The organism is Streptomyces sp. NBC_01335 (genome assembly GCF_035953295.1).
In the GTDB taxonomy this organism is placed as follows: domain Bacteria; phylum Actinomycetota; class Actinomycetes; order Streptomycetales; family Streptomycetaceae; genus Streptomyces.
This window is the reverse complement of sequence record NZ_CP108370.1, coordinates 2,147,550-2,173,311: the sequence shown is the minus strand read 5'-3', so window position 1 is coordinate 2,173,311 and position 25,762 is coordinate 2,147,550. Positions and strand designations below refer to the sequence as shown.

The window sequence follows — 25,762 nt, the reverse complement described above, 5'->3', positions numbered from 1 at the left end:
CGGGGCAAGGTCCGCGCCCCCGGCCTCTTCAAACTGCTCGACAGCCGCGAGTAACAACATCAACCCGAAGGGAACACCATGAACACCGACCTTGAAACCGCAATTGCCACACTCCAGGTGGGCGACCACGTCAAGGCGAACGGCACTGACACGAGAGGCCACGACGTGACCCGCGTGGGCACACTGCTGGCCGAACCCAAGGCAGTCACCGCCCAGCGCAACGGGATCAAGACACCAGCGTGGCGACTCTTCGTCGGCCCCGCAGGCACCGACCCGAGCGTCCGCTCGACGTGGACCACACTGTTCCACGACGCCGGAACGGTCACGCTCGCCGATGAGCCCAGCCCGGACGAATGGACGAACGCCAACTTCGGAAGCGTGCCCGGCATCCGTATCGGCACGCCCAACCTCACCTTCCGGTACGGCGGTAAGGGCGGCAAGCGCTTTGCTGAACCGGCCCTCGACGTGACCGTGTTCGTGACGTACACCAGCGACGGCAAGTACTGGCTGCGGGACGTGGCGACCGGCGAAGTCGTGGAGGAGTGCACCTACGCCCGGAAGATCTGGTGGGCCCCCGCAGCGAAGGCGGAGGAGCCACAGAGGGCAGAGGAGATTCTCCCGGAGCCGGAGCCGGAGCCGGAGCCGGAGCCGGAGAGTGTCGGGTCTCCCCGGGGCTTGAGGCGAACAGGTCGCAAGGGGCTTCCGCTCATCGGGCTTGCCGGGGCCGCTCGGGCGGGCAAGGACACCGCCGCCGAGATCTTGCTCGACCTGGGGTGGCAGCGCAGGGCCTTCGCCGACCGGCTACGGGAGTTCCTCGTCGCCCTTGACCCTCTGGTCGACGCTGTCGACGAACCGTACCTCGTCCCCCTGGCCGACGAGGTCAAGCGGGCGGGCTGGGCCAAGATGAAGAACTACAGCGTGACACTGCGCGGCTTGTACCAGAGGGCCGGGACGGACGCCGGCCGTGGTGTCCTCGGCGAAAACGTCTGGGTTGACAGTCTCTTCCGGGACTACGAGGAGTGGACTCGCCCCACGGTGATCACGGACGTGAGGTTTCCGAACGAGGTACGAGCCATCCGCGAGCGCGGCGGCTTGGTCGTGCAGATCGTCAGGCCGGGCCGACAGCCGATTCCCGAAGCTGGGCACATTAGCGAGAACGCCCTCGTCGGGTGCGACTTCGACGCCACCCTGATCAACGGTGGAGACCCCCAGCGAATCCGCGAGCAGCTTCGCACGTACGTCGCCGCGAATGGGCTACTTGAACCACACGCCCTGAAAGGGTAAGTTGAACCACGAGTACGGAGGTTCTACATGACCACCCTGAACAGCCCCGAAGGGCTCCGCGCGCTGCCGGTCGGCGCGATCTTCACCGACGCCGAACAGGACACCGCCCGCAAGGTGGGCGACAACGAGTACCTGGTGACCGGGGTCGGCTCCGCCGTCACCGATCAGTTCTTCGCCTTCCCGGTGGAGCTTCATAGCTGATGCGGCTGACCCCCCGCCGCGAAGAAGTCGAAGCAGTGAAGGCGCTGCTGGAGTCCCCGGATTTCAGCAGCGCCGACCAGATGGCCAAAGCCGTCATTAAGGAAGTCGCCGAGATACTCCAGATGCGCGACTGGGTGGCCCTCGTCCACACATGGGCGGACGGCCACCGCGGCCTCAATTTCGCGCCCTTCGGCAACGAAGCCGAAGCTCAGTCCTTCGCCACGAAGATGGCGTTCGGAGGGACCGGGCGACTCGTACGACTCAGCAGCCCAGGCGTGATGCTCGCCAACAGCGAGGGCAAAAAGGGCTGGAAGGGCTACTGCCTCCATTCGGAGTGCGGACACGCACCCTTCACCCACTCCGCCGCGAGCGCCGCCCGAGGGGCCTGCCAGATACCCACCTGCCCGTGTGACCGATTCAGAAAGTGAGACCAGCATGACCGTCAGAACCGTCGAGTTCGCCCCGTGCGCCTGCGGCAGGGAGCGCGGCTACGCATCCGAGTACCAGGCGGCGAAGGCGCTCGGCAAGGTACAGGCGAAGCGGGACCGGGCGAGGAGCCACATTGGTACCCGGCGGGGCCTCGTCCGCGAGAACCGGACCTACGAGTGCAGCGAGGGCATGTGGCACCTCACCTCGAAGTCTCGTTCGGAGTACCTCCACGAGGTCGCCGCTTGAGCTACAGCGAGAAGGCCATCGCCAACGGCTGGGGCTGGGTCCTCGGGGTGCATGGTCAGGAGTGTCGGGTGGAGAGGCCGGCCGGCCCCGGCTCCCGGCGGCGGAGGGTCGAGCCCACGGCCCAGACGGTCAACATCGCCCGGCTTCTCGGCGACATCGCCAGAGCCCTTGGGCTGGAATTGCCTTCGCACGACTCGGCAGCCGATCACGTTGAGTTCATTTTCGACGCGATCGGCCGGCTGCCTGGCGAGCAGAGAATCGCCCTCCACGCCGTCCTCCTTGCTCTTTGCAGCGAGGCCGGCGGCCAGTGACCAAGCTGCTGACTCTGGACGAAGTGGCCGCCTACCTCGACCGGCCGAAGAGCTGGGTCTATGGCAACTGGCGCCGCGTTGAGATCCCATTCCGGCGCATCGGCGGTCAGCTCCGCTGCCGCCCTTCCGACCTTGAGAAGTGGGTCGACCGACAGCACGTATGAGCTTCCGCGCCGACCGACGTACCGGCCTGCGCGGCTGAAGGAAAGGAGCGTGACATGTCTGTAGGGAAGCGCTGCAAGTGCCCCTGCGTGTGTGCCGAGAAGTGCAGACACAAGAGCCGGCAGACGTGCCCGTGCCGGGCCAAGTGCCAGTGCGAGCGCGTTGGTTGCTCGCATGGCTGGACCGCGCGGGTGCGCGACGCCAACAACGAACCGGCCGATATGACCTTCGAGAAGAAGGTCGACGCCCAGGCGTACGAGAGGAAGGTGCTCGACGCCAAGGACAAGGGGGTCGCGGTTCGGCCGAAGAATTTGCGGACGACCTTCCTGGAGTACTCGAAGGAGTGGGTCGAGAGACCCGGCCGCAGGCCGGGCACCCAGGAGTCCTACGAGATGAACATGGCCAAGCACATTCAGCCCGCGTTCGGAGGGATGCTCCTGCATCGCATCGATGCGCGGATCGTTCAGCGCTGGATCGATCACGAGCTGATACCCAAGGGGCTGGCGCCCCGGACCGTCCACCTGATCTACAAGACGTTCCGGGCGTGCATCAACTCCGCCGTCCGGAAGAGGATCATCCCGTACTCGCCCTGTGTGGACATCGTCCTCCCGGAGGTCACCCGGAAGAGAATCGTTCCTGCAACCCGCGAGCAGGTGTGGGCGCTGTACGAGGCGATGCCCGCGTTCAGCCGCGCACTGATCATGGTGGGCGTCGGCTGCGGCCTGCGGTCCGGCGAGGCGTTCGGCCTGTGCCGGGACAGCATCGACTTCGAGGCCGGCACGCTGACCGTTCAGCGCCAGGTGGTCATCATGAAGCACAAGAAGAGCGTGCTGGTCGACTACAACAAGACCAAGACCTCGCACGGCCGCGAGGTGCCGCTCCCCGCCTTCGTTCACCGCGCGCTGCTGGAGCACCTCGACACCCAGTCGGTGTTGGTGGACGAGCAGGGGCGCGAAATCCTGTTCCGCTCCTCGCGGGGCAACATCATCCGCCGGAACGCCTGGTACAAGACGTTCAAGCGCGCCTTGGAGCAGGCGGGCCTCCCCGAGACCTTCCGCTTCCACGACCTTCGTCACTCTTTCGCATCACACGCGCTGGACCAGGGCGTGGCCGAGTCGACGGTGCAGCTCTACATGGGCCACGCCTCGCCGGACGAGCTTCGTGAGGTGTACCGGCACCAGGTGAAGGGGGCGGCCTCCCGCGACCGGAAGGCGCTCGAAGCGGTCTTTTTCGAGGAGACGGACAAGGTTGAGATTCCGGACGAGGTGTTTGAGGACGGGGAGCCCAGTGCCTAGGCGCTATCCGAGGTTGCGTCCTATCAGACCGGTTGCCGGTGACGATCTGTGCACTCGTATGCTTACGCATCTGATCAAGGGGGGCTCATGCTGTCGGACAGGGTGTACAACTTCACTCCTACCATCGTCGTGGCTGGGGTGTTGGCGCTTGCCGCGATCTACCCCGTGCTGAGATTGGCGAGGTTGAAGGGGGTCCCGGTCGGACTGGCGCTACTCCACTGCTGGGCGTGGATCGGAGTACTGTCGGTGACGATCGTGCCGGACACTGCTTCCCTCAACGGGATGCTGGACGGGACGAGGCCCCCCTCCGCACGCAGTTGCTACGTGGGGGCGAGCCCCTTGGACATTCTGTCAATCGGGGAAGCCCGTCTGAACACCTTGCTGTTTGTCCCGCTTGGTCTGTTCGCCGTCCTGGCCTATCGTCGGCCTCTTGCCGCTTTGGTGGCAGGGACCCTCGGCTCCGTGATGATCGAGGCCGCTCAGCTGGCCATCAACGCTGGCCGGCAGTGTGATCTTTTGGATCTGTATGCCAACACGGCGGGCACAGTCGTAGGCGTCGCTCTTGGCTGTCTCCTACTGCCTCTGCTGAAGCGACGCCTCTCGCCCCTTCGCAACGCGAACTTGGGTGGGTCGCGATAGGGCTTGCCTTCCGTCGGCCCCGGCGTCGTCGACGCAGGCGAATGTAGCCAGCGCAACGACGAGACCGCAGCTGACGGCCCGCCAGGGGCGGCGGCAACGGCCCGCTCTCCTACTCGGGTGTGGCGATTGGGTGGCGATCACCCCTCTGGGAGCGCCATTTGCCCAGGTCAGAGGCCGTAAGGCGACTGTTCCCGGCGTACAGCCCGACTCGTCTGCCGCCACCTGCTGTTTTGTCTCTGAAAGGGCCTCTGACCTGCGTCGGAGGCCCTTTCTGATCTTTCAGGAGCTTGCCGTGTTACGCGGCGAAAAGGGCGATGAGCCCGGGGCCGGGCGCGCTGTTGGCTCTCAGCGTTCCTGCCCGCGCGGGAGGACTGTCCTCCACGACCGCCGGCTGCCGGCCTTACGGGGGTGGAGAGGGTCGTGCGTCCAGTCGCCGGCAGCTGCCACGAACGCCGCCTGCGGCTCCGCCTGTTCACCACGGCAGGTCAGCTCGTGACCACCGGCCGTCGACGAATCCTCCGCCTGGCCCGGCACTGGCCCTGGACCGCTCACATCACCGCCGCACTCGACCGGCTCGCACTCCTGCCGAACCCCGGCTGACCAGCAACATTCCCGTCCCTACGACAGCAGCCCGACATCGGAGCAGTGGAATCCGGCGCCTCCCCGAGACGACACTCGGGCCCTCAACCTGTCCACTCTCCGCCCACGGCACGAAAACGGCCCACCGACTTCGTCGGCGGACCTCATGAAACGTCGAGGATAACGCCCCGACCGCGACACGGTCTGACAGACGCTCACCAGCTGACTTCGGCTGACGTTCTCGGCATACCAACAACGACCAGAATGCACCAAAATGCACCGAAGTTGCCGGTATTGAGGCTAGATCGCTACATAACGTGAGAGGTACATCAGAGTTGCGGCGCATAGTCGAGGCGCTATTCGGCCAAATTTGCCTTGTAATCCAGTCGGCCATTAATGCCTTGACAGCCGCATATTCCAGCCGCGATGATCTCTACGTCCGCAGCGAATCGCATCTACGTTCGATTTGAAGGAGGAGATAAGGAGGTTTGCACCTCGCGTGCACACCAATTCCATGATCTCCAACTCCATTTACCTGCGACGCGCGCGGCGCTGAGGCTTCCTCACGTTCAGCGCTGGCGACATCACCCAAGAGGGGCTCCCGGCCGGGATGCCTGGAAGCAATGGCCGAAAGCCCCTCAAGTCGGAACACCACATCTGGAGGGATGTATTATGCGCTCCACCCTCAGTATAAGCGCAAAACGATGGTCTGTAGCACTGTGCGCCGCAGCTACGGCAACCCTTATGTCCGTTTCGTCTGCAAATGCGGCAGGGACCACTGTCGTGGCCTACACCAGCGATGGTCCCGGCACTCTCGGCGCCAAGGCGATCTCCCACGGCGCCGGGGATCCGGAGTTCTTTGAAGTGTGTGACACCAAGTCCGACGGCCTGAGGGCCTGGGCGCAGTTCACCTGGGACGGAAGCACGGTGACGCTGGAAGACGCTGACGGCGCCTCGGACTTCTGCCAGGACCCCAATCCGCACGCCACGTCGCGGCAGATTACGGAGGGGAGGACGATCAACGTCAAGGTCTGCCTCAGGGACGGTGCCAGTGGACCGCTGACGAGCTGTGGATACGTCACCGGGAAGTCGTAGCCCTATACTGCGCCTGTAGCTCGGGGGTGGCCGTTGATATAACGGCCACCCCCGAAGGGCGGCTTCAGGAGCGTAATTGTGCGTGAGTACTTTCTCATTGCTTGTGTTGCGGCAGGCGTGACTTTTCTGCTGACTAACCCAATCCGGCATCTTGCGGTGGCAACGGGGTGGGTAATTGCCGTACGCGCGCGGGACGTGCACGAGTTCCCCATTCCGAGAGTGGGGGGCATCGCCATGTTCGGAGGCATGCTCGCGGCACTTACAGTTGCTGAGCACCTGCCTCGATTGCAGCGAGGTCCAGATTTGCAGAGTCTTCGCGCTATCCTTTCGGGTGCTCTGATTGTTTGGCTGGCCGGCGTAGTAGACGACAAGTTTGAACTTTCAGCCCTTACCAAGATAGGCGCCCAACTCATCGCCGCAGGCGTTATGGTTTATCAAGGGCTTGCAATCCTCTGGCTTCCCATCCCCGGCGTTGGCATAGTTGCCCTTTCGCCTCTAATTAGCACGCTATTGACGGTTGTTGCGCTCTTGGTGGCGATAAATGCGGTTAATTTTATCGATGGTCTTGACGGCCTCGCTGCTGGCGTGGTTGCGATCTCCGGCGGTGCGATGTTCCTGTATTGCTATCGACTCTGGTTTAGTTACGGGATGGAGTCTGCCGCACCTGCAGTGGTGATTTCGGCCGCCACGACTGGAATATGCCTAGGCTTTTTGTTTCACAATGCCCATCCAGCCCGAACTTTTATGGGCGACTCTGGCGCAATGCTGTTGGGTCTATTGCTTTCTGCGGCGTGCACATCCTTCCTTAGTCAAGCAGACCCGGATGCATTGATCCAGCAATTCGGAGGCGAACGAGCTACTGTGAAATCTGCACTTCCCATGTATTTGCCCCTGATCCTTCCGGCGGCTGTGCTGGCTCTTCCCCTAGCCGATTTGATTTTGGCTGTACTGCGACGCCTTTGGCGCGGGGAGTCGCCGTTTTCCGCAGATCAGGGACATCTGCATCATCGTTTGATGCGGATCGGGCACTCGCACCCTAGGTCAGTGCTCATCATGTGGATGTTGTCGTCCCTGTTCTCATTCGGCTTCCTCGCTTACTCGGTTCTTCCGGTAACTGGTACTGCGCTTTCGATCTTGGTGCTAGGTGGAGGAGGTCTGCTGATTTTGGTGCGCACTAGGGCAAAGATCAGTGGTCAATAATAATACTTATCGCGACAATTGCCAAAAGGGCCACACCGACAAGCCATCCCAGCATCGCCCCTTTCTCGGAATGGGCTCGGTACTGTCGATCTTCGAACGCCTCCTCTCTGTCGGTGATGCGTTCGTGGATTTCCGCCGCGGATGGATCTTCTGCGAGCTCTTCTCGCGCAATCCGCACGAGTCGAGCAAGGTCCCGATCTGACAATCGCCCCTTTGGGGTTGGCGTGGAATCTTCACTCATTGCGTACCTCGCATTTTGTCGTTGGATTTCTGTACATCACTTTGCTGTCCAGCCCGATTGATCCCATCAGCGGGAAACTTAATACGGTTTCTCCTCAAATGAAATACGCTAGCAACGATAGCAATTCCATCGACTTGCGGCAATGCCTGTACGGGTTTGTCCGGCGCCACGTGAGGGTATAGCCGGCCACGTACGCTTAACCTCGCGCTTTCATGAAGCGGACTGTCCGACGGGTGGGCAGGTAAGCGAAAAGCGCCTCTGACCAGCAAGAATGAGGATTGTCGAGGTCCTTGTTCCTGCTTCAGCCGGAGGCACTTCTCAGGTGAAGCAGCGTATCGGTCGTACCCGCGTGTCCGCGTCGAGGGTGGTGGCCGGGCGGTGGTCTCGCAGGCCGGGGGCGTGCTGCTGGTCGAGACGGTCCGCAAGGCCGGCTTGGACACCGCGATATCAGCGGCGCTGGCGCCGTGGCGGAAGGCTCGGGCGGTGCACGATCCGGGCAAGATCCTGCTGGACGTGGCCTTGGCGGTCGCGATGGGCGGGGACTGTTTCGCGGATGTCGCCATGCTGCGGGCGGAGCCGTCCGTGTTCGGGTCTGTGGCCTCCGACCCGATCGTCTCCCGCCTCATCGACGCCCTCGCGGCCTCCGGGGAAAAGGCCCTGCGGGCGATCCGTGCCGCGCGGGCCGAAGCCCGGGGACGCGTCTGGCGGTTGGCCGGCTCCAGAGCGCCCGATGCCGACGGGACGGTGACCGTGGACCTTGACGGGGTGCTGGTGATCGCGCCTCGGACAAGGAGGACGCCGCACCCACGTGGAAGCGGACCTACGGACACCACCCGCTGATGGGATTCGTCTACCACGGACCGGGCGGCACCGGTGAACCGGTCGCGGCCCTGCTCAGGCCCGGGAACGCGGGCTCCAACACGGCGGCCGACCACATCACCGCCACCCAACTGGCCCTGGCCCAGCTGCCGAAGAAGTACCGGCGCGGGCGCCGGACGCTGATCCGCACCGACTCCGCAGGCGGCACCCACGACTTCGTCGCCAGGCTCGCCCGGCGAGGGCGGTGGCTGTCCTACTCGGTCGGCATGACGGTCACCGAGCAGGTCCACAAGCACGTGCTGAAGGTTCCGGCATCGGCCTGGACGCCGGCCGTCGAGACCGGCGGCGAGATCCGCGACGGCGCCTGGGTCGCCGAACTCACCGGCGACGTCCAGGACGGCTGGCCCAAGGGCATGCGGCTGATCGTCCGCAAGGAACGGCCCCATCCCGGGGCACAGTTGCGGCTCACGGACGCGGACGGCATGCGGCTGACGTGCTTCGCCACCAACACCTCGGGGCGGCCGATCGCCGAACTCGAACTCCGTCACCGGCTGCGAGCCCGCGCCGGGGACCGCATCCGGGCTGCCCGAGCCACCGGCCTGCGGAACCTTTCCCTGCACCGCACCGCCCAGAACCGGATCTGGCTGGAGATCGTCCAGATCGTCCAGATCGCCCTCGACCTGCTGGCCTGGATGCCGATGCTCGCGCTGACCGGCAAGGCCCGCCTCGGGGAGCCCCGCCGCCTGCGGCTCCGCCTGTTCACCACGGCAGGTCAGCTCGTGACCACCGACCGTCGACGAATCCTCCGCCTGGCCCGGCACTGGCCCTGGATGGAGCAGGGGACGTCAGAGCCAGGTGAGGGCGTGGCTCACGTCCCACGGGAGGTAGTCCTCCTGGCCGTCGTCGGCGAGGTACGCCGTGCCGTCGAGGACGACGAGTTCGGTGCCCAGGTAGTGGGCGAACGGAAAGTCCGGGTTGACAGCGAAGCGGATCGGGAGGTAGGGGTCGAGGTCCTGGAGCTGGCGCAGGAGGTGGCCGACGGTGAGGTGAGCGGGCATTGAGACCTTCATGAGCGTGGCGGGAACGGAGCGAGAGGGCGTGGGCCTCGTCAGGACCCGGGCGTCGAGGTCGTCTCGGCGTCCTCCGCGTGCTGGGCGAGGTGGCGTCGGCGGCGCTCGTTCACGTAGCCCTTGCCGGACTGCCGCAGCTCCCAGCCGCACGAGCAGACGGCCTGGGAGTACGCGCGTCCGGGGCATTCCGGGAGGAGCGGCTTGCCGGATACGGAGTGCTTGTGGGACGCCGGGCAGACGGTGTCGTCGGCGTGGTGATGGGTGAGCTGAGCGCGGAAGGGCATAGCGGATTCCTTCGTGATGCCGAAACGGAAAGTGGTTGGCAAAGTGCGTGCCCATTCGTTGAAGTCGGCTACCCAGAAGCGGCGTTCGCCGAGGCGGGCGGCTCGGTGGCGTACCCGCTTGGAGCTGCGCCCGTACTGTCGGGGCAGGTAGAAGCTCGTGCGGCGGTAGCCGGGGCGGGTGGCAAGGAGCATGTGCACGGGACGGAAGTCCCTTCGACCGGGGTGGTCCTGAGCCTGGCGCCTCCTGAGTAGGGGGTACCGGGCATCGGGAAGCCGGTCGCTGCTGCGGCTGACGGTCACACCAGGTGGTAGCGGCAGGTGGACGGAGGGGTGGCGCGATCGCCGTTGACCAGGCCGTCCGCGCCGAGGTGTTGCAGGGAGCTGGCGACGTGTTCGTCGGACAGGCCGGTGGCCTTGCAGATCGAGGGGAGATCAGCGTCCGGGTGGTGCGCGAGGTGAGCGACGACTCGGGCGTCGTTGGAGCGCACGGTGTCCTGGAAACGGCCCACGATCCAGGCGAAGGAGGCACCGACACCGACCAGACTGAGGCCGAGCGTCTGGGTGTTGGGCTCGTGGCTGATGAGGTAGACGCCGGTGCCGGTGACGGCGAGCGAGCCGACGCTGCCCACGATCTTGACGAGGCCGTCGTGGTAGAGGGTCATGGTGGATTCCTTCGCGCGTGAGTGGTGGAGAACGGCCGGTCGGACGACCCGGCCCGTGGTGGGGTGGACCGGGCGGTGTTCAGCGGGCGGGCTGAGCCACGAGAGCGGCGATGAACCCCGCGACGGCCTCGGAGGGCGTGAAGAGGCCGAACTCCTGTACCCACGGCTCGGCGTCGGAGGGCTGCACGCGGACGTGCCAGACGATGTTGCGGGACCAGGCCCCGCGGTCCTCGGGGAGCCAGCCGACGTAGACGCGGCTGTCCGGGCTGGTCGCGTGGACGTTGGCCTCCGAGGTGTCGACGATCGACCAGCCCAGGTTGTCGAGCAGGCCGAGCACGGCGTCGGCGCAGTGATCGGTGGAGAGCCAGTCGCGGTCCTGGACGGTGGTGCGAACGGCGGGCAGGAGGGCGGCAGTAGAGCTGTTCACGGTAGTGGTCCCTTCGTTGACCTGCGGTTTTTCCCGACACCCGAACGTTGACATGCAGTGTGCCGAAGTCCGTAGTCCTTTCCCGGAAGGAGGCGTCTGCCGCGGGCGAACTGGCCTGTCGGGGTTACGGGAATGGATCGGTGGGTGCGGGTGTCGTACCTGGGTTGCGGCAGCGCGCCGCAGGACCGAAGGGGGAAGCCGGGATGGGCGAGCAGAGCAGGCACTGGGACGGTGCCGGGCTGGAGCGCAAGATCCTCGCGGCGGGACGGCCGTGGACGGTGGGCGACATCGCGATGGTCGCCGACGGCCAATGGGGCATCGGAGCCCAGCGGTTCAGACGCCGGGACGAGGACGCGGTGGTGGAACACCGGATAGGGGACGGGCGCCGCGTCGAGTTGACGGTGGAGGAGCTGGCCCGCGCGGTGGGCTCCCGCATCGGGGATGCCCACCGCGACGAAGACCGCACCTGACCGGTCAGCGGCGCGGCCCCCGGCCGGCCACGGGCGCGCTGGCAGCGGCCGACGGAGCGGGCTGGCCGGGGCCCTGGTCCCCGGCACGCGGTGCGTGCCCGGTGCGGGCGACAGCGGCCTGGGCCAGCCGGACCGCCGGCCCCCGGTCCGCAGACCGGGTGGCGTCCCGCGCCTCGATCACGTGGCTGATGGCCTGCAGAGACGTGCGGCTCTCCGCCTGGGCCACACGTAGGTCCGCCGCCGAGCCGGTGATCCGTTCCAGGTCGTAGAAGGCCGGCACATGGCCGGGGCGGGTGAGCGCGTGCAGACGGTCCGTATGTACGGCCACGGCGTTGTCCGTGACGACCAGAGCTGAGCGGATGTGCATGACCGAACGCAGGAGGGCGTCCTCGGCGGGGCGCTGGACCGCGAGGCATTCCAGCACGTCGATGGGATGGCCCCAGGCTTTCTCGATCATGGTGGTGGCCTGGTCGAGGGCGGTGGTGGACATGGTGAACTCCCTGGCAGGACGAGAGGGGTCAGCGGCTGCGTCGCGTGCTCGACGCGCTGACAGCCGGACTGGAGGACCGGGGCGGTGCGGACGCCGTGGACCCGTTCTGAGCCCCGGACGTCGTCCGGCTGCGGGCCGCCATGACCCGGAGGTCAGCCGCGGTTCGCGGGAATCCAGCGGCACGGTGGACAGCCTGGGTGACTGAGGTGCGGCGTACGTCCAACGGGGTCGGCGCCCGGGGAAGCCCCGGGTCGGGACGGGCGATGCCGGTCGGGCGGACAGGGGCGAGCGTGACCAGGTGGGCCAGGTCGTGGTCGAACTGGTGGCGCTCGCGCTTGACGGGTGCCTGGTCGGCCATGGCGGCGGCTGTCGCGGCGACCAGGTGGGAGGGAGTGCGGGCGGTAAAGAGGATCTCCGCCCGTGTGCCCCATCCCGGAGGGCCGGACCACAGCTCGACGGTCTGGTCGTCCCCACCGTGCAGGCGGTTGTCGATCACGACGCCTGCCTGTTTGTCCGGCGCGATGATCTCGATGGTGCCGCGCTCGGCCCCGCCGCCGCGCTCCCAGCCGGCGTCGATCAGTGGCTGGACAGCATCAGCCCAGTAAGGCGATGGACGGTTCAGGAAGCGCACGTCGCTCTCGAACGGGGAGGATTCGGCGTAGTCGTGGGCCAGGGCGGCGGTGAGACCGGCGACGATCTCGGGCGGGGTGAGGTGGTTGGCCGTTGCCGTCCACCGTGGTGCGGCGAGGGCGTCCTCGGACGCGGTGATCTTCCACAGCTCGAAGTCGTCGCCGAACCAACCGACTCGGATCCGGTGATCGGGGCTCGTGACGAGAAGCTGGCAGGGTGCATCGCCGAGATTGTGGTGCGGCCAGTGAGCGATGGGAGCGAAGCTGGCGTCTCCGCTTTCGCCCACCCCGGCGAGGTACCGGGGACTGACCAGTAGTTCTTCGTAGGGATCCGGGGTGGTGGACGACAGGCCGGTCATGGTCGGGGCTCCGGGAAAGAGGAGGGGAGCGCCCGCGTGCCGAGCGGGAGGGGTTGTTCAGCAGAACGCGGGGGCGAGGCGGGAAGGGGGATGCGCGGTTGGCTCTCCACGTCATTTGGATCACCGGTTCCGGGGGAGGGGTGGCCGGGCGGAGACGGCTGTCAGCGTCCACGGTTGGGGCTGGGGAGCGTGGCTGAACAGGGTCGGTGCGAGCGGGCTCCGGCGCAGGGCTGCTGCCGTTCGAGCGCTGCCCGCCCCCGGCGGGACAGGGCGGGAGGGGGCCCGGCTTGCCGACTTGGAAGGAGCGACCGTGGAGGAAAAGCGCTGCGGTGCGATTGAGTTGCACCAGTGGTCGACGCTCGCATACACCGGTCCCAGGGCTCGGCCCGCGTCGGTCAGGAGGTAGCGGGCGCCGTGGAACGGATCGGCGCGTGTGACCAGGCCGTCGCTCTGGAGCCGGTGCAGCCGATACTGGGCGCTGCCGGTGTCCATTCCGGTCTCCTCGGCGATGTGGGTGAACCGCGTGGGGCCGCTGGCGAGGAGTTGCAGCACAGCGGTTGTGTGCAGAGGGCTCAGGCGCCGCACGGCATCCTCGACTCGTTCCGCACCGGCCATCGTGCCGAGCGAGAGGTGCGCGTGCGACCACTCCGACAGGGCGCGGTGCACCGGAGACAGCGATGCGCCGGCCGCGCTGAGCTGATAGGGGGCCCCGTGCAAGTCAGGGCGGGTAACCAGTCCGGCTGCCTGCATGCGGGGGAGACGCTGGCCGATGGCCCTCTCGGTGGTGAAGGGGAGCGCGGCGGCGACTTCCCGCGCGGGCATCGGGCGGTTGTGCTGCGCGAGGGTCTGGATGACCCAGGTCGTCCACCGGGGGGCGATCCGGGACAGTGCCTCGTCGACGCGTCGTGCGTCGGCCGCACCGATGGAGTCCGAGGACGGAGGGGGGCTGGACATGGGGATGTCCTCTCTGGGCAGGTCAGCGGGATCGGGGGGACTTGCTAGCCGCAGGCGGCGGCGATGGGGTATGCGGACCGGCTCCAGCGCGGGGACTGGAGCCGGTGACGGTGCTGGTGCGCCGGAGCGCGGCGGAGACGAGTGACGAGGTCGCACGACTGTCCCGCAGGGCCGCCACTCCCTGGTCCGTGAGGGAGAGGGGCTGACCGTCGTAGAGGCTCGCGGACGTGTCGGGCACGATCAGGCCGTCGGCGATGCACCGTTCGATCGTGGTGGGCCAGATCGCCGGATCGCTGGGATGTACGCCGCCGACGTAGTGGTCTCCGAAGCCCGTTCGGCAATAGCGCAGGCCCCCGGCCTCGACCGCTTCGAGAGCGCGGAGCTGCCGCTGACCGTCGAGGGCCCAGTCGTCGTCGCGGCCGGGAGCCTGGGCCGCTTCCCTGGAGGGCTGGGCGGGAGCCGGGGCGGCCTGCACACGGCGGTAGGTGTCCACGACGCCCTTGAGCTGCGCGTACGCCGCGCCTCGACGGGCGGCGAGTACCTCGACTCGCTGGCCGATCTCCTGCAGTACGCCGTACCGGTCGGGCAGTCCGGCGGGGCTGCCCTGCTCGACGGGCGCCAGCAGCTCGATGGCGGTCCGAGCCGCTCGCCGCAGTTCGTCGTGCAGAACGTCGAGGTTGCGGGCGGCCTCCGCGACGGCCCTGCCAGTGAGGTCGCGTGGATCGGACGAGGAGTAGTTCTCGGTCAGCATCCAGGGGTTGGTGACCCCGAATGTCTCGGTGACCAGGTGGGAGCCTGGGCGCTCGGTCGGGTCGTAGGGGTTCATTCGGCGGCTCCCAGCCGGGCGAGCAGGGAGCGGACGAGGGTGGGCAGGCTGTTGGGCCCGTCGCCGATGCTGACGGGGTCCATCGATTCGTCGAGAACGCAGGTGGCGTCGTCGAGGAGGCCCGCGGCGATTTCCATGCAGGCGTCGGTGATGCGGGAGGCGGCGAGCAGGGACTGGGAGAGCACCTCGACGTAGTCGCCGGGCGCAAGGCCGGCGGCCTCGGCCGCGAGCTGGACCTCGGCCAGCTCCTCCGCCCCGAATCCGGTCGGGGTGTCGACGGGGTCCGGGTCCGGCGGGTTCGCGGGTGTGCCGACGCGGGTGCCGATCTGATCGACGGAGGTGGTCAGTTCGGCCAGGGATTCGCTGAGCCAGCCCAGCGCGGAGGCGTAGGAGGCCAGGACCAGGAGGCCGGTGGGCGTGGTGGGAAGCGGCTTGCCGGCCACGACCGCCTCGAACCGGGCGGCCATGTCCGTGACCACCCGGGGCCCGGCGGACAGCGGGCCCAGCACCGGGTGCAGGTAGGAGCAGCCTGCGGCGGTCGGGTACTCGGCGGCGAGGATGCCGGCGACGTCCCGCGCGGCGTTGGTGAGAAGGTCGGCGAGTTCCCGACGGGCCTCATAAGAGCGTTCGGTGGTCATCGCTGGGCGACCTTTCGGGAAGGCGAGGGCTGAACTGAAGCCGTCGCAGGAGGAGTTGTGAGGGCCGGGTTCTGGCTGACGGCGCGGGGAGAGCGGGAGCGAGCGGCCCGTGCACGCGCTTCGGCTGCGGGCGCAGCCTCGGCGTTGAGGTTGCGCCCGGTACGGAGCTGGGCGGTGTCGTAGACGGCGTAGTTCTTCCGGCTGCCGGCGGCGACGAGGTAGACCTCGCGTGTGTGGCTGGAGGTGGGCGGGGCGGGCCGGTACTGGATCACCATGCGGTAGGAGACGGACGGGTCGACGTAGACCTTGTGGAAGCCCGCGAGGCGGCCCTTCAAGGGCATGCAGTCGTCGCTGCCGTGGACGAGGTTCTGCAGTTCGAGCAGGGCCAGGTCGCGGATGCTGTCCGGGAGTTCGCGCAGGTCTGCGATGGCGTCCGGGTGGGCGGCGAAGGCGAAGCGGGCGCGGCTCATATCGACCGCCGGGGGAGCGACGACGGGACGGTGCTGGCCGCCGGTGCCTGGTGGGCGACTTCCGGGCCTGCGGGAAGTGCGGCGGTACCGGTCGACCGCGAGAGAGCGGCGCGGACCCGCCGGTCGCCACCCTCGCCGTGCTGTTCCGGAGGCTGCGGCAAGGGGGTGTCGCGGGTGCTGAGCCAGGAACGGGCGGCGCTCACGTCGGTGAAGGCGCCCTCGCGCAACGTGTACATGTGGGTGGCGAAATCGCCCTGCTCGACGAAAACCCGAACAGGTGCCTGCGCTGCTTGGGCGTCGCGGGCCAGCGTCCAGGTTTCGCACAGGTCGGGGTCCGAGTAGCTGTCGAGGACCTCGTACCGGGCGCCCGACGTACGGATCCGCTGTGCAATGTGCGCGGTGAGGCTGTCGGCGGGTGCCATCGGGTCCGCGTCGGCCGGGGCGGCTGCCTCGGGAGGGCAGCCCTGCTCCGTCAGCCACGCATGAGCGAAGGGGATGGTGGCGTGCTCGGCCGACTGGATGGTGAACGTGCGGCGGTCGAGGTCCCGGGAGACCTTGACCGCGACGATCTGCGGGGTGCCGGGGACTCCCCAGATCGCCGATTCGTCGTGAGCGGCCACGTAGCTGGCAGAGCCGTCGGGCGTGTGGTGCTCAACCAGGGGCATCAAGTCGCTGAGCCAGAACCGGCTTTCGGCGTACTCGGTTGCCTGTTTGGCGGGCTGCAGGTCGTCGACGTCAAGGTCGAGGCCGCCCTTCATGCTGATGCTCCCGTCTGTGCGGGCGCGGGTGCGGGGGTGGCCAGGACTCGGTGGTTGGGCCGGGTCGGGCTCGTCGTGCATGCGGCGAACGGCCCGTCCGGGCCGCGAAGGTGCGCCAGGGCCTGGTCGAGGTGGTCGCGGTGCCAGGTCGACGGGCCCGACAGGCCGGCCTCGACGTCGGTGTGCTGCTGCCAGGCCAGCCACAGGGCGTGCAGCCGGGCGACGGCTTCGGGGTGCTCGTGCCACTGCGCGCACCACGGCCTGGTGGTGCTGATCTCACGGCCGTAGACCGGCAGGAGGAGGTGGTTCACCCAGTCGTTGAGGGCGGTGATTTCGGCCGCGTACTCCGAGCCGCCCAGGGCGAGGATGAACACGGACGTGGGACCGTCATCCTTGGTGGGCGACTCGGGTACGGGCGGTGGGGGCGGAGGTTCGGAACCCAGACGGTCGAGGATGACGCCGTGCTGCCTGACCTCGGCCATGGTCCTGGCGAGGGTGGAGGCGAGGTCGTCGAGTTCCTCGTCGGGGACACGAACAGGGTCAGGGGTGATCTCGCGGGGGTCGGACATGGGGACGAGGTTCCGGAGAATCCGCGATTTGGCCCGGCCGGGAAAGCCCGGTAGAGGAGCGCTACGGCCCGGCACACCGGGGACAGCACGGGAACGGCGGACTGAGCAAGTGAAGCGCCCGAGAAGCCTGTTGAGGCACGACACCGTTTCCGAGGGCGGTGAGCTGCGCGGGTCGTCCGAGCCCGGGGGTGGCGGTCACCCACCCGGCATCCAGCCCTTGCATCCATTCGACGAAGTCCGGGCGGAGCCGTCCTCCGGCGTCGGTGGGGGCCGGTGCGGGGCGGGTGAGCAGCTCCCACCGGGTGATGGCAGCGGTGTAGGCGCCCCACCGCTGGGCCCCGGTTCGGTTGCCGGAGTCGAGCCGTTCCACAGCGGGAGAACCAGCGCCGACGGACGCAGGTGCTGGTCGCCTCGTCGCCGTGCCGACGGGTTCTTGGTTGGGCCCGGTGGGGTGGGCAGCAGGGATGCTGCCGCGCTCGGAAGCGTCAAGTCCCCGCTGCTGCCTCGCTGGTTGGGGGAGCCCTTGGTGCCGTCCGATGCCTTCGGGGTCGGCAGGAGCCATTCGACCTCGTCGGCCAGGTTCGGTCCGTGGCCACCGCTCTTCCGTTTCGGCGGATGCTGGGAGCCGCCGTTCGTCCCGAGGTTGCTGGTCGGGGTCTTGAGCAGGGTTCCTCGGCCAGGCGATGAGGAAGGTCCGCTCGCGGCGGTGAGGGGCTCCGACGTCTGAAGCACGAAGCACAAGCCACCGAGCGTCGTACCCGAGGTCGGCCAGGGATCCGAGTACGGCACCGAGTGCTCGCAGAGGAGGCTGGCCTGTGGTGTTTCCCAGACACCACGGGCAGGGTTCCACGTCGCCAGGGGTGCCGGCGGGTGAGGTGAGGAGTCCGCGCACATTTTCGATGACCACCAGGCAGGGTCGGAGGGCCTCGACCGCACGCGCGACGTGCAGCCACAGACCGGAGCGGGTAGCGGCGTTGAGTCCGGCGCGGCGGCCGGCGACCGAGACGTCTTTGACAGGGGAAGCCGGCCGTCAGGACGCACACCCCGGGAACCGTGGACCAGTCCACGGTCGTGATGTCGCCCAGGTTCGGGACGCCTGGCCAGTGGCGGGCCAGGATGCTGGAGGCGTCGGGGTTGATCTCGGCGTGCCAGGCGAGCGTGCCGCCGAGCGCGGTCTGCACGCCGAGGTCGAGGCCGCCGTATCCGGAGCAGAGCGAGCCGATCAGCGGCGGCGGCGCGGGGCTGGGCAGCATCTCAGCGGCTTCGGGTGGGGCGGCTGTGAGGTGCTGCCGGGGGAGTGGCAGGCGCCTGGGAGAGCGGCAGTGCAGCGGTCGCGGTGGTGGTGGACCGGCTGCGAGCGGCCTTGAGCTGGGCGGACAGGACGAGGATTTTGGCGGTCTGGCGCAGAGAGGTGTCCGCAGTCTCGATCGAGTTCTCGATCGCTGCCAGGGCGTCCTGCCGGGCCTCCCGGAAGTCGGGCTGCTCGCGTTGGGGTTCGGTCTCGTTGAGGAAGGCGAGCTGGCTGGCCAGGTTGCCGAGGGCGGATGTTGCCTCCCCTGCGGTGTACAGAGCGTCGGGGACGCTGGTGTCCGTCCCGCCGAGGGGGGCGGCGACCAGCTTGTCACCGAGGTGGGTGATCAGCTTGCCGAGGTCGGAGATCTGCTGGCCGACCGTGGCACGGTCGGGTGCGCGGTGGAGGTCGCCGACGACCGGGAGCCTGCCGCGTAGGGCGTCGATGGAGGAGGCCAGGGCGCGCAGGTCCTGAACGTCGGAGTGGGGTGTGTCGGTCACGATGAGCCTCATGGTCGGTAGCGGGTGGGTATGGGACGTGTGTCAGCTGTGACCGCGTGAGGGTGAGCGTGGGGTGGCGGAGACCGGTGTGGTGCTGGTCTGCGTCGGGGGCGGGGTACTGGGGCGGAGGGTGCTGCGGGCGAGGGCGGCATGGGCTCGCACGGGGGGCGGCTCGTTGGGGGAAGGGCCGGGAGCCGGGTGGTCCGGGTGCAGGTGCGCGGCGTGCCAGCGGGTGCGTATGTCGTCGAGCGGGCCGAGTGCGTGCAGGGCGTGGCTGATGAGCCGCCCGGGGGCGAGGGCCGCGTCTTCTGCTAGAACCTTGATGGTGTGGGCGGAGGTCGCGGCGGTGCGGGTCACGGCTGCGCGCACGACCTGTCGGCCGAGCCAACCGGCGTTGCCGGCCCCGGCGCCGTCGCAGAGGGCGGTGAGCTGCTTCTCGGTGAGGGCTCCGTCGGCCAGAAGGCCGCGCCGTTGTGCTTCCCAGAGCAGGGTGACGCGGTCGATGGGCTCGCCCCGGTGGTGCAGCGCGCCGAGACAGCGGTAGATCTGCCCATGGACCGGGCGGGCGAAGTCCTCCGGACGCAGCCAGCCCACCACGTCGTCCATGCCGCCCGGCTGGTCGGCCAGCACGGCGAGAAGGAACTGCTCGTCCTCGTCCTGCCCGCGAACAGCCGGCGGGGCGAGCGGAGCCGTCGCGGTGGCCGGTGCGGGAGGAGCGACTGGTTGCGGGTCGGTTCCCCAGCGCTGAGCGAGGTCGCCGAGCACCTCGTGCAATACGTCGGCCTGGTGAAGGGCTCCGGCGACCTCGCCCTGCACCGCGTCCGCACGCGCCGCCTGGTGGAGGCGGATGGCGTGCTCGGTGATGCTGCGGTGGATCGCGCCTTCCAGGACCATGCGGCCGTAGACGGCAGCGTGTTCGGGGCGCGGGCAGGCGGAGATGAGGGTGTGGGCGTAGACCGGGGTCAGCCCGCGCACATGGTGGCCGGCCTCCTTGACGGTGTCGGTCACCCAGGACAGCGGTACGGCCTTCTCGGCGGTCAGCGCAGGGTGGTCGTCCTCCTGGAGCTTGCGCACAGGCATGCGCCACTTCCGGCGCGGCTCGCGGCAACCGCGCTCTCCGGCTCGCGACGCACCGCATCTGACGCCGCAGGACCCGCCCTCCGGGCGGACGGCGCTACTTTCGCAGCACGCTTCAAAGCGTGTTGCGCTCTAGTCTTCTGCCTGCGCCGCTGCCCGCGTCGCACAGAGACGCGTGAGGACCAGGACGGAAGCATGTCGGGAGAGATTTCACCCACCGGGAAGCGCTCGGATCGCAGTTCGTCGCCCGAGTTGCGGGCCTCCCACACGGACCGGGACCGAGTGGTGGACGTGCTGCGCATCGCGGCGGGGGACGGTCTGCTGGACGCGGACGAGCTGGACGAGCGTGTGGAACTCGCCCTGTCAGCAAGGACGTTGAGTGAACTGGCCGTACTCACCGCCGACCTGCCGGCCCTGTCGGTCGCCGCGGACGGCACGGCGGCCGAGGTCAAGGACGTCGTCCGGATCGAGCAGGTCTTCAGCGGCCCGATCGAGCGGACGGGCCGCTGGGTGCTGCCGCGGCGTCTGGAGCTCGCGGTGAGCTGGTGCGACGTGACCCTCGACTTCACCGAGGCCGTGGTCACGCAGGACACCCTGAGGATCGATGTGGCCATGGCGGGGAAGAGCCTGACGCTGGTCACGCGGCCGGGTGTCGAGATCGACGTCGACGGCCTGGTCCTGGCGCACTGCAAGCTCAAGCGCCGCCGCGCGCCGCAGACCGACGGCGTACGGACCACGCTGCGTGTGGAGCTCGTCGGCCAGAAGACGCACGGCAACGTGGTGGTGCGGCCCCCGCGCCGGACGTTCGGGCAGTGGCTGCTGCGCGGGCCGGCCTCCTGAGGCCGGCGCGCCGAGCCGGGGGCGGGGGCCGGTCCGTTCACCAGGTGGCGGCACCGGTGAGTTCGGTGACCGGGCGGCGGGCGGCCTCGGGGAGGCCGAGCCGGCGGCGGGCCCGGTGGACGGCGGCGAGCTGGTCGGCCGCGGGCGGGCCCCAGTCGGAGAGCTCCGCGACCTGAGGCGGGACTGCGCGGGGGTGGAGAACGCCGCGGACGGACGCCCCCCGGTACAGGACTCACGGGCGAGTCTTCGAGGACCGCACGCCACGCCCCGGCCGGTGCGGCCCGGCGCCCCCGGACACCTGCGCGGCGAGGTCCGGTTGCCGCCCGGCCGGGCCCCCATAACGATGAGGGGGTGGAAGACGGAGGGCCGTCCCGGGCGGCGCGGCACGAACAGCGCGCCTTGCGCGTCTCGATGGCGGTCTCGGTCGTCGTCGCGGTCGTGGGCGTGGTGTGGGGGCTCGCGGCCGGCTCGCAGGTGATCCTGCTCGACGGCGTCTACACCGTCCTCGGTCTCGGCCTGTCCTGGCTCGCGCTCCGCGCCTCGCGCCTCGCCGCGGCCGGCCCGACGCCGCGCTTCCCGTTCGGGCGGGAGTCCCTGGTGCCGGTGGTCGTGGGGGTGCAGGGCCTCGCACTGCTCGGCACGCTCGGCTACGCCGCCGTGGAGGCGGTACGCGTCATCCTCGACGGCGGGTCCGAGGTGGCGGCGCTGGGCCTGGCCGTGTACGGAGCGGTGACCGGGACGGCCTGCCTCGCGACGTACGCCTGTCTGGCGCGGCGCGGCCCGCACTCCGACCTGATCCGCACCGAGGCCACGGTCTGGCTCGCCGGAGCGGTCGCCAGCCTCCTGATCGCGGTGGGCGGCGCGGTGGCGCTGCTGCTGGGCACGACGGTGTGGCACGGCGCGAAGCAGTACGCCGACTCGGTGCTGGTCCTGCTGAGTTGTGTACTGCTCGGCGGGCTGCCCGTACGCATGCTCCGGCAGGCCACCTCCGAACTGCTGGAGTCCGCCCCGGAACCGGCCGTGCAGCAGCGGGTACGTGAGGTGGTGGAGCGGGTGCGCGCCGCCGAAGGACTCCCCGCACCGGTGCTGCGCACCAGCAAGGTGGGCCAGAAGCTCTACGTCGAGATCGCCTTCGTGGTGCCGCCGGACAGCTGGGACGTCGCGGGCGAGGACCGGGTGCGGCGGGCGCTGCGCGACGGGCTCACCACTCTGCCCTACGAACCGTGGAGCGTCGTCGGGATCACCTCGGATGCCGGGCTGGTGCTCTGAGCCCGCCGGACTGGCCTTCGGGCCGAAGACCTTCGCGCCGACGACCTTCCTCCGGACCGAAGGACACCGATTCCGGTCGCCATCTTCCCGAGGGATTCGACCTGTTGACGCCGGCCATGATCCGCCCGGCACCGCCCGACCCTCAAACACCGCCTGGGCATCGCCCGGCCACCCCGCGCGCGACGGTCACCGCCCGGCTCCCGAAGGGCTGTTCGGGAGCCGGGAGGGGCGTTCCCGGGGCCAACTCGTGGCGGTGAGTAAATGGTTCATTGCGTACCGCTCACCTCCGGCGGGCGCTACCGTGGTCGCCGTGGAAGACCTCGACGCCGAAGAAGCCGACAAGTGGCCTCTCCCGCCACCCTGGATGTGGGACTGCGGAGACTGCGTGACCTTGTACCGGCGGATGAGAGAAGCGCCCGAACTCGCGGCGGCGGCCCGGGAGGAGGTGGGTCCGGGCATCGACTGCGACCCCTTCGACCAGGTGATCACCACGCAGATCAGGCTCTCCCAGCACATCGCCAACCAGCACACGGCCCACGTACCCGCCACCGTTCCGTCCTGCGGCCGGTGCGCCTCGGACGCGGTGTCCACGACGATGCCGCAGGCGCTGGTCCTGGAGCACCGGGCCCGGCACCTGGTCGTGCCGCCCAGCATCGTGGGCGGCATCTGAGAGCCCGGGGCAGGGGGCACCGCCTACGCGTCCTCCTCCGGCAGCACCGGGGCGAACCCGATCAGCCCGAGTCGCTGGGTCGCACGGGTCAGCGCCACGTACAGGTCGTTGACCCCGCGCGGGGATCCGGTCCTGATGCGTTCGGGCGCCACGACGACCACCGAGTCGAACTCCAGCCCCTTGGACTGCCGCGCGTCCAGGATCACCACCGGGGCCGCCAGGTCGGGGTCCGGTCCGAACGAGGCGCCCGGCAGGGCCTCGGCCAGCTCGACGTGGAGCTCCCGCGGGGCGATCACCGCGAGCTTCCCCTCGTTCCGGGCCTCCCGGGCGACGGCCTCGGCCGCCGTACGCACCAGCTTCTCCGGCTCGGTGGTCAGGGTCCACGGTGCGACACCGGTGGAACGCACCGACCGGGGCGGCTCGAAGGACGGGTCGGTCTCGCGCCGGACCTCGGCGGCCGTCTCCATGATCTCTTGCGGCGTACGGTAGTTGACGTCCAGACGGGTGTGCTCCCAGCGGTCGCCGACGTACGGGCCGAGGATGTCCGCCCAGGAGTCGGCCCCGGCCGCCGAACCGGTCTGCGCCGGATCGCCGACCAGTGTCATGGAGCGGGTCGGGCAGCGGCGCATCAGCAACCGCCAGGCCATCGCGGAGAGTTCCTGCGCCTCGTCGACGATGATGTGGCCGAAGGCCCAGGTCCGGTCGGCCGCGGCGCGTTCGGCGGCGCTGCGGTGGTCCGCCTCCTCCTGGCGTTCGGCGAAGCGTTCGGCGTCGATGATGTCGTGCGCGGAGAGGATCTCCGCGTCGTCCTCGTCCTCGAAGTCGGTGGAGCGCGAGCCCTCCGAGAGGTCCAGCACGCCCTGGGCGTACGCGATCTGCTTGCGGCGCTCCGCCTCCTCGGCCGCCCGCAGGGCACTGTCGTCCTCGCCGAGCAGCTCGGCGGCCTCGTCGAGCAGGGGGATGTCGGCGGGGGTCCACTCCGTGCGGTCCGTCAGCCCGGTGGGGTCCGTGTCGTCCCGGCGGATCGCCTCCGCCTCCCCGGGCGGGAGTCCGGTGGGAGCGGCGAGGTAGGCGGCGAGGAACTGCCCGGGGGTGAGACGGGGCCAGAGGCCGTCGATCGCCGCGTGCGCCTCCTCGTTGCCGGCCACCTCTTCGTGCAACTGCTCGATGTCGGAGGGATCGAGCAGGTTGGGGCCGCCGAGCGGGTCGGCCCCGATACGGTCCGCGAGCTGCCGGGTCAGCGCGTCGACGATCCCCGCGGCGAACGGGCGGCGGGCGAGGTTGTGCGGCAGCCCGGTGTTCCGGGCCTCCGCCCTGACCCGGTCGACCGTGTCGCGGTCGAGGAGCAGGACGTCCCGGTCGTGGGCGATCTCGACGGGGTCGACGGGCAGCCGCTGGAGGGCGGCGACCGCACCGCGCAGCGCCTCGGCCATCCGGGCCGCGCCCTTGACGGCCGAGGCCCGGGGGGTGTCGGTGCCGGTGGCCCGTACTCCGGGGAAGAGCTCGTCCGGGGTGGCCAGCAGCACACCGGTCTCGCCCAGGGAGGGCAGCACATTGCCGATGTAGCCGAGGAACGCGGGGTTGGGGCCGACGATCAGCACCGCGCGGCGCGCCAGCTGTTCACGGTACGCGTACAGGAGGTACGCGGCACGGTGCAGGGCCACCGCCGTCTTTCCGGTGCCGGGCCCGCCCTCCACGACGAGCACACCCCGGTGCGGGGCGCGGATGATGCGGTCCTGCTCGGCCTGGATGGTCCGCACGATGTCCGTCATGCGGCCGGTGCGGGTGGCGTTCACGGCGGCCAGCAGCACGGCGTCGCCGTTGGGGTCCTCGTGGCCGGTACGGAGCGCGGGCGCGGTCTCGTCCAGATCCAGGATCTCGTCGTGCAGGGCGGTGACGCGGCGTTCGCGCGTGGTCAGGTGTCTGCGGCGGCGGAGCCCCATGGGGGTGTGGCCCGTCGCCAGGTAGAACGGTCGGGCCACCGGGGCGCGCCAGTCGATGAGCAGCGGGGTGCGCGCCTCGTCCTCGTCGCGGATGCCGAGCCGGCCGATGTGGTGGTGCGTGCCGTCGCGGAGGTCGATCCGGCCGAAACAGAGCCCGTCCTCCACGGCGTTCAGCGTGGCGAGGCGGTCCGACTGCTCGGCGACGGTGACGTCCCGCTCCAGCCGGGCCTGACGGCTGTGCACGGGCTGCCCCAGCGAACCCCGCACGGCGCCCTCCGCCCCTTCCCGCAGGGCGTCGAGACGCTCGTGGAGCAGGGTGATGAATTCCTGCTCGCGAACCATTTCCTCGCTTGACAATGTGACTCCAGAAAAGATAAGGTGAGCCCTGTGAATTTCTTCCGTGATGCGCTGCGGAGTTGACGCGAAGCCGACGCATGGAAATCACGGAAACATTCAGTTTAAGCAGACGAACGCCTCGGACGCCAACGCGGTCCGGGGCATTTTTTTGTGTTCCCGCCCGGTGGCGTCCCCTCCGTTCGCGACCCGCGTCCGCTCTGTTCGTGGCCCACGTCGTTCCGTTCACGGCATGCGTCGTTCCGTTCATGCCCCTGTCCTGCGGCTCCGCTCCCGGCCGTCCGCGGAGGATGCCGCGCGGCGTGTGCGCGGCGTAGCCTTCCGGCATGGATTCTTCCGCCGAGTGCCCGTCCGGTACGGCCACGGCCGCCCCGGGACCGCGCCCCGCCGGGCGGCCCGCCGTGGACGGCCCCATGGCCGCGCCCGAGGTCACGTACACGGAGTGCCGCCGGTGCGGCACGCTCATCGCCGGTCTGGACGGGCGCTACGCCTGCCCGGGCTGCGGTTGGGTCAACGACCACTCGGAAGGGCACCGCGCCCTGCCGACCGCCGAGGACGACCCCGACTTCCCTGGACCGGCCGGCGCCCGTCGCCGTACGGGTACGGGCGCCGGCCGGGAGCAGGGTGCGGCTCGGCGCGGTCAGGCGTCGGAGGTACGGGCGGACTGAACGGGGTCGCTCGCGAGAGGGCGACGACGGTCGCCGCGGGCGG

General features: G+C 69.1%; 30 protein-coding genes and 4 pseudogenes. 17 read left to right on the top strand and 17 right to left on the bottom strand.

What is annotated here, in order from left to right:
- Positions 1–78: 78 nt before the first annotated feature.
- The 11 genes and pseudogenes from OG599_RS09040 (at position 79) to OG599_RS08990 (ending at position 7,441) form a co-directional block, all read left to right on the top strand.
- Complete coding sequence (locus OG599_RS09040) at positions 79–1,284, top strand: deoxynucleotide monophosphate kinase family protein (protein WP_327175442.1); 1,206 nt, start codon at positions 79–81, stop codon at positions 1,282–1,284.
- A 27-nt stretch (positions 1,285–1,311) separates the two neighbouring features.
- Positions 1,312–1,485: a hypothetical protein gene (locus OG599_RS09035; RefSeq protein ID WP_327175441.1), complete on the top strand. Its 174-nt coding sequence runs from the start codon at positions 1,312–1,314 to the stop codon at positions 1,483–1,485.
- Positions 1,485–1,913 carry a hypothetical protein gene (locus OG599_RS09030; protein WP_327175440.1) on the top strand — a complete coding sequence of 143 codons (429 nt, stop codon included), beginning with the start codon at positions 1,485–1,487 and terminating at the stop codon, positions 1,911–1,913. The genes OG599_RS09035 and OG599_RS09030 overlap by 1 nt, the downstream gene beginning before the upstream one ends.
- A 7-nt stretch (positions 1,914–1,920) precedes the next feature.
- Positions 1,921–2,160, top strand: coding sequence for a hypothetical protein (locus OG599_RS09025; RefSeq protein ID WP_327175439.1), 240 nt, complete (start codon positions 1,921–1,923; stop codon positions 2,158–2,160).
- A complete protein-coding gene (locus OG599_RS09020; RefSeq protein ID WP_327175438.1) occupies positions 2,157–2,471 on the top strand; it encodes a hypothetical protein in 315 nt (104 codons plus the stop codon). The genes OG599_RS09025 and OG599_RS09020 overlap by 4 nt, the downstream gene beginning before the upstream one ends.
- Complete coding sequence (locus OG599_RS09015; RefSeq protein WP_327175437.1) at positions 2,468–2,635, top strand: helix-turn-helix domain-containing protein; 168 nt, start codon at positions 2,468–2,470, stop codon at positions 2,633–2,635. Before OG599_RS09020 ends, OG599_RS09015 begins: the two co-directional genes overlap by 4 nt.
- A gap of 87 nt (positions 2,636–2,722) precedes the next feature.
- On the top strand, positions 2,723–3,928 hold the full coding sequence (locus tag OG599_RS09010; protein ID WP_327175436.1) for a tyrosine-type recombinase/integrase: 1,206 nt from the start codon (positions 2,723–2,725) through the stop codon (positions 3,926–3,928).
- 87 nt (positions 3,929–4,015) lie between these two features.
- The gene (locus tag OG599_RS09005; protein WP_327175435.1) at positions 4,016–4,567 is read left to right on the top strand and encodes a VanZ family protein; all 552 of its coding nucleotides are present in this window, start codon (positions 4,016–4,018) and stop codon (positions 4,565–4,567) included.
- A gap of 387 nt (positions 4,568–4,954) precedes the next feature.
- Positions 4,955–5,167: pseudogene (locus tag OG599_RS09000) on the top strand (IS1380 family transposase); the annotation flags it as partial.
- A gap of 762 nt (positions 5,168–5,929) precedes the next feature.
- Entirely contained in the window at positions 5,930–6,241 is a 312-nt protein-coding gene (locus OG599_RS08995) for a hypothetical protein (protein ID WP_327175434.1), read from the top strand.
- Between the two features lie 78 nt (positions 6,242–6,319).
- Positions 6,320–7,441: an MraY family glycosyltransferase gene (locus OG599_RS08990; protein ID WP_327175433.1), complete on the top strand. Its 1,122-nt coding sequence runs from the start codon at positions 6,320–6,322 to the stop codon at positions 7,439–7,441.
- On the opposite strand, the gene OG599_RS08985 is transcribed toward OG599_RS08990, so the two are convergent.
- Positions 7,428–7,682, bottom strand: coding sequence for a hypothetical protein (locus OG599_RS08985; RefSeq protein WP_327175432.1), 255 nt, complete (start codon positions 7,680–7,682; stop codon positions 7,428–7,430). The two genes, OG599_RS08990 and OG599_RS08985, sit on opposite strands and share 14 nt — an antisense overlap.
- Positions 7,683–8,060: 378 nt before the next feature.
- On the opposite strand from OG599_RS08985, the pseudogene OG599_RS08980 reads away from it, so the two are divergent.
- Positions 8,061–9,331 (top strand): annotated as a pseudogene (locus OG599_RS08980) (IS1380 family transposase); the annotation flags it as partial.
- A 278-nt stretch (positions 9,332–9,609) separates the two neighbouring features.
- On the opposite strand, the gene OG599_RS08970 reads toward OG599_RS08980, so the two are convergent.
- The 3 genes from OG599_RS08970 to OG599_RS08960 form a co-directional block, all read right to left on the bottom strand.
- Positions 9,610–9,855, bottom strand: coding sequence for a hypothetical protein (locus OG599_RS08970; protein WP_327175431.1), 246 nt, complete (start codon positions 9,853–9,855; stop codon positions 9,610–9,612).
- Between the two features lie 296 nt (positions 9,856–10,151).
- A complete protein-coding gene (locus OG599_RS08965) occupies positions 10,152–10,517 on the bottom strand; it encodes a hypothetical protein (RefSeq protein WP_327175430.1) in 366 nt (121 codons plus the stop codon).
- Positions 10,518–10,596: 79 nt separating this feature from the next.
- The gene (locus OG599_RS08960) at positions 10,597–10,944 is read right to left on the bottom strand and encodes a DUF317 domain-containing protein (RefSeq protein ID WP_327175429.1); all 348 of its coding nucleotides are present in this window, start codon (positions 10,942–10,944) and stop codon (positions 10,597–10,599) included.
- Between the two features lie 203 nt (positions 10,945–11,147).
- On the opposite strand from OG599_RS08960, the gene OG599_RS08955 reads away from it, so the two are divergent.
- On the top strand, positions 11,148–11,414 hold the full coding sequence (locus OG599_RS08955) for a hypothetical protein (protein WP_327175428.1): 267 nt from the start codon (positions 11,148–11,150) through the stop codon (positions 11,412–11,414).
- 4 nt (positions 11,415–11,418) lie between these two features.
- On the opposite strand, the gene OG599_RS08950 is transcribed toward OG599_RS08955, so the two are convergent.
- From OG599_RS08950 to OG599_RS08895, 12 genes and pseudogenes are all read right to left on the bottom strand, one after another.
- Entirely contained in the window at positions 11,419–11,904 is a 486-nt protein-coding gene (locus tag OG599_RS08950) for a hypothetical protein (RefSeq protein WP_327175427.1), read from the bottom strand.
- 28 nt (positions 11,905–11,932) lie between these two features.
- Complete coding sequence (locus OG599_RS08945; protein WP_327175426.1) at positions 11,933–12,892, bottom strand: DUF317 domain-containing protein; 960 nt, start codon at positions 12,890–12,892, stop codon at positions 11,933–11,935.
- A gap of 120 nt (positions 12,893–13,012) precedes the next feature.
- Positions 13,013–13,846 (bottom strand): winged helix-turn-helix transcriptional regulator, encoded by an 834-nt coding sequence (locus OG599_RS08940; protein ID WP_327175425.1) that lies wholly within the window; start codon positions 13,844–13,846, stop codon positions 13,013–13,015.
- Between the two features lie 22 nt (positions 13,847–13,868).
- Positions 13,869–14,672 (bottom strand): hypothetical protein, encoded by an 804-nt coding sequence (locus OG599_RS08935; RefSeq protein ID WP_327175424.1) that lies wholly within the window; start codon positions 14,670–14,672, stop codon positions 13,869–13,871.
- The gene (locus OG599_RS08930) at positions 14,669–15,310 is read right to left on the bottom strand and encodes a hypothetical protein (protein ID WP_327175423.1); all 642 of its coding nucleotides are present in this window, start codon (positions 15,308–15,310) and stop codon (positions 14,669–14,671) included. Before OG599_RS08930 ends, OG599_RS08935 begins: the two co-directional genes overlap by 4 nt.
- Entirely contained in the window at positions 15,307–15,780 is a 474-nt protein-coding gene (locus OG599_RS08925) for a hypothetical protein (protein ID WP_327175422.1), read from the bottom strand. The genes OG599_RS08930 and OG599_RS08925 overlap by 4 nt, the downstream gene beginning before the upstream one ends.
- A complete protein-coding gene (locus OG599_RS08920; RefSeq protein WP_327175421.1) occupies positions 15,777–16,538 on the bottom strand; it encodes a glycosyl hydrolase in 762 nt (253 codons plus the stop codon). Before OG599_RS08920 ends, OG599_RS08925 begins: the two co-directional genes overlap by 4 nt.
- Complete coding sequence (locus OG599_RS08915; RefSeq protein ID WP_327175420.1) at positions 16,535–17,107, bottom strand: DUF4913 domain-containing protein; 573 nt, start codon at positions 17,105–17,107, stop codon at positions 16,535–16,537. Before OG599_RS08915 ends, OG599_RS08920 begins: the two co-directional genes overlap by 4 nt.
- A gap of 61 nt (positions 17,108–17,168) precedes the next feature.
- Positions 17,169–18,065, bottom strand: a pseudogene (locus tag OG599_RS08910) (DNA cytosine methyltransferase); the annotation flags it as partial.
- A 121-nt stretch (positions 18,066–18,186) separates the two neighbouring features.
- Positions 18,187–18,360: pseudogene (locus tag OG599_RS08905) on the bottom strand (DNA cytosine methyltransferase); the annotation flags it as partial.
- 1 nt (position 18,361) lies between these two features.
- Complete coding sequence (locus tag OG599_RS08900; RefSeq protein WP_327175419.1) at positions 18,362–18,898, bottom strand: hypothetical protein; 537 nt, start codon at positions 18,896–18,898, stop codon at positions 18,362–18,364.
- A gap of 42 nt (positions 18,899–18,940) precedes the next feature.
- The gene (locus OG599_RS08895; RefSeq protein ID WP_327175418.1) at positions 18,941–19,978 is read right to left on the bottom strand and encodes a DnaB-like helicase N-terminal domain-containing protein; all 1,038 of its coding nucleotides are present in this window, start codon (positions 19,976–19,978) and stop codon (positions 18,941–18,943) included.
- 192 nt (positions 19,979–20,170) lie between these two features.
- On the opposite strand from OG599_RS08895, the gene OG599_RS08890 reads away from it, so the two are divergent.
- From OG599_RS08890 to OG599_RS08880, 3 genes are all read left to right on the top strand, one after another.
- Positions 20,171–20,815, top strand: a complete 645-nt coding sequence (locus OG599_RS08890; protein WP_327175417.1) for a DUF1707 SHOCT-like domain-containing protein — start codon at positions 20,171–20,173, stop codon at positions 20,813–20,815.
- A gap of 351 nt (positions 20,816–21,166) precedes the next feature.
- Positions 21,167–22,084 (top strand): cation transporter, encoded by a 918-nt coding sequence (locus OG599_RS08885; RefSeq protein ID WP_327175416.1) that lies wholly within the window; start codon positions 21,167–21,169, stop codon positions 22,082–22,084.
- 310 nt (positions 22,085–22,394) lie between these two features.
- Complete coding sequence (locus OG599_RS08880; RefSeq protein ID WP_327175415.1) at positions 22,395–22,754, top strand: hypothetical protein; 360 nt, start codon at positions 22,395–22,397, stop codon at positions 22,752–22,754.
- Between the two features lie 23 nt (positions 22,755–22,777).
- On the opposite strand, the gene OG599_RS08875 is transcribed toward OG599_RS08880, so the two are convergent.
- On the bottom strand, positions 22,778–25,039 hold the full coding sequence (locus OG599_RS08875; protein WP_327175414.1) for a HelD family protein: 2,262 nt from the start codon (positions 25,037–25,039) through the stop codon (positions 22,778–22,780).
- A 338-nt stretch (positions 25,040–25,377) separates the two neighbouring features.
- On the opposite strand from OG599_RS08875, the gene OG599_RS08870 reads away from it, so the two are divergent.
- A complete protein-coding gene (locus OG599_RS08870; protein WP_327175413.1) occupies positions 25,378–25,719 on the top strand; it encodes a hypothetical protein in 342 nt (113 codons plus the stop codon).
- Positions 25,720–25,762 lie beyond the last annotated feature (43 nt).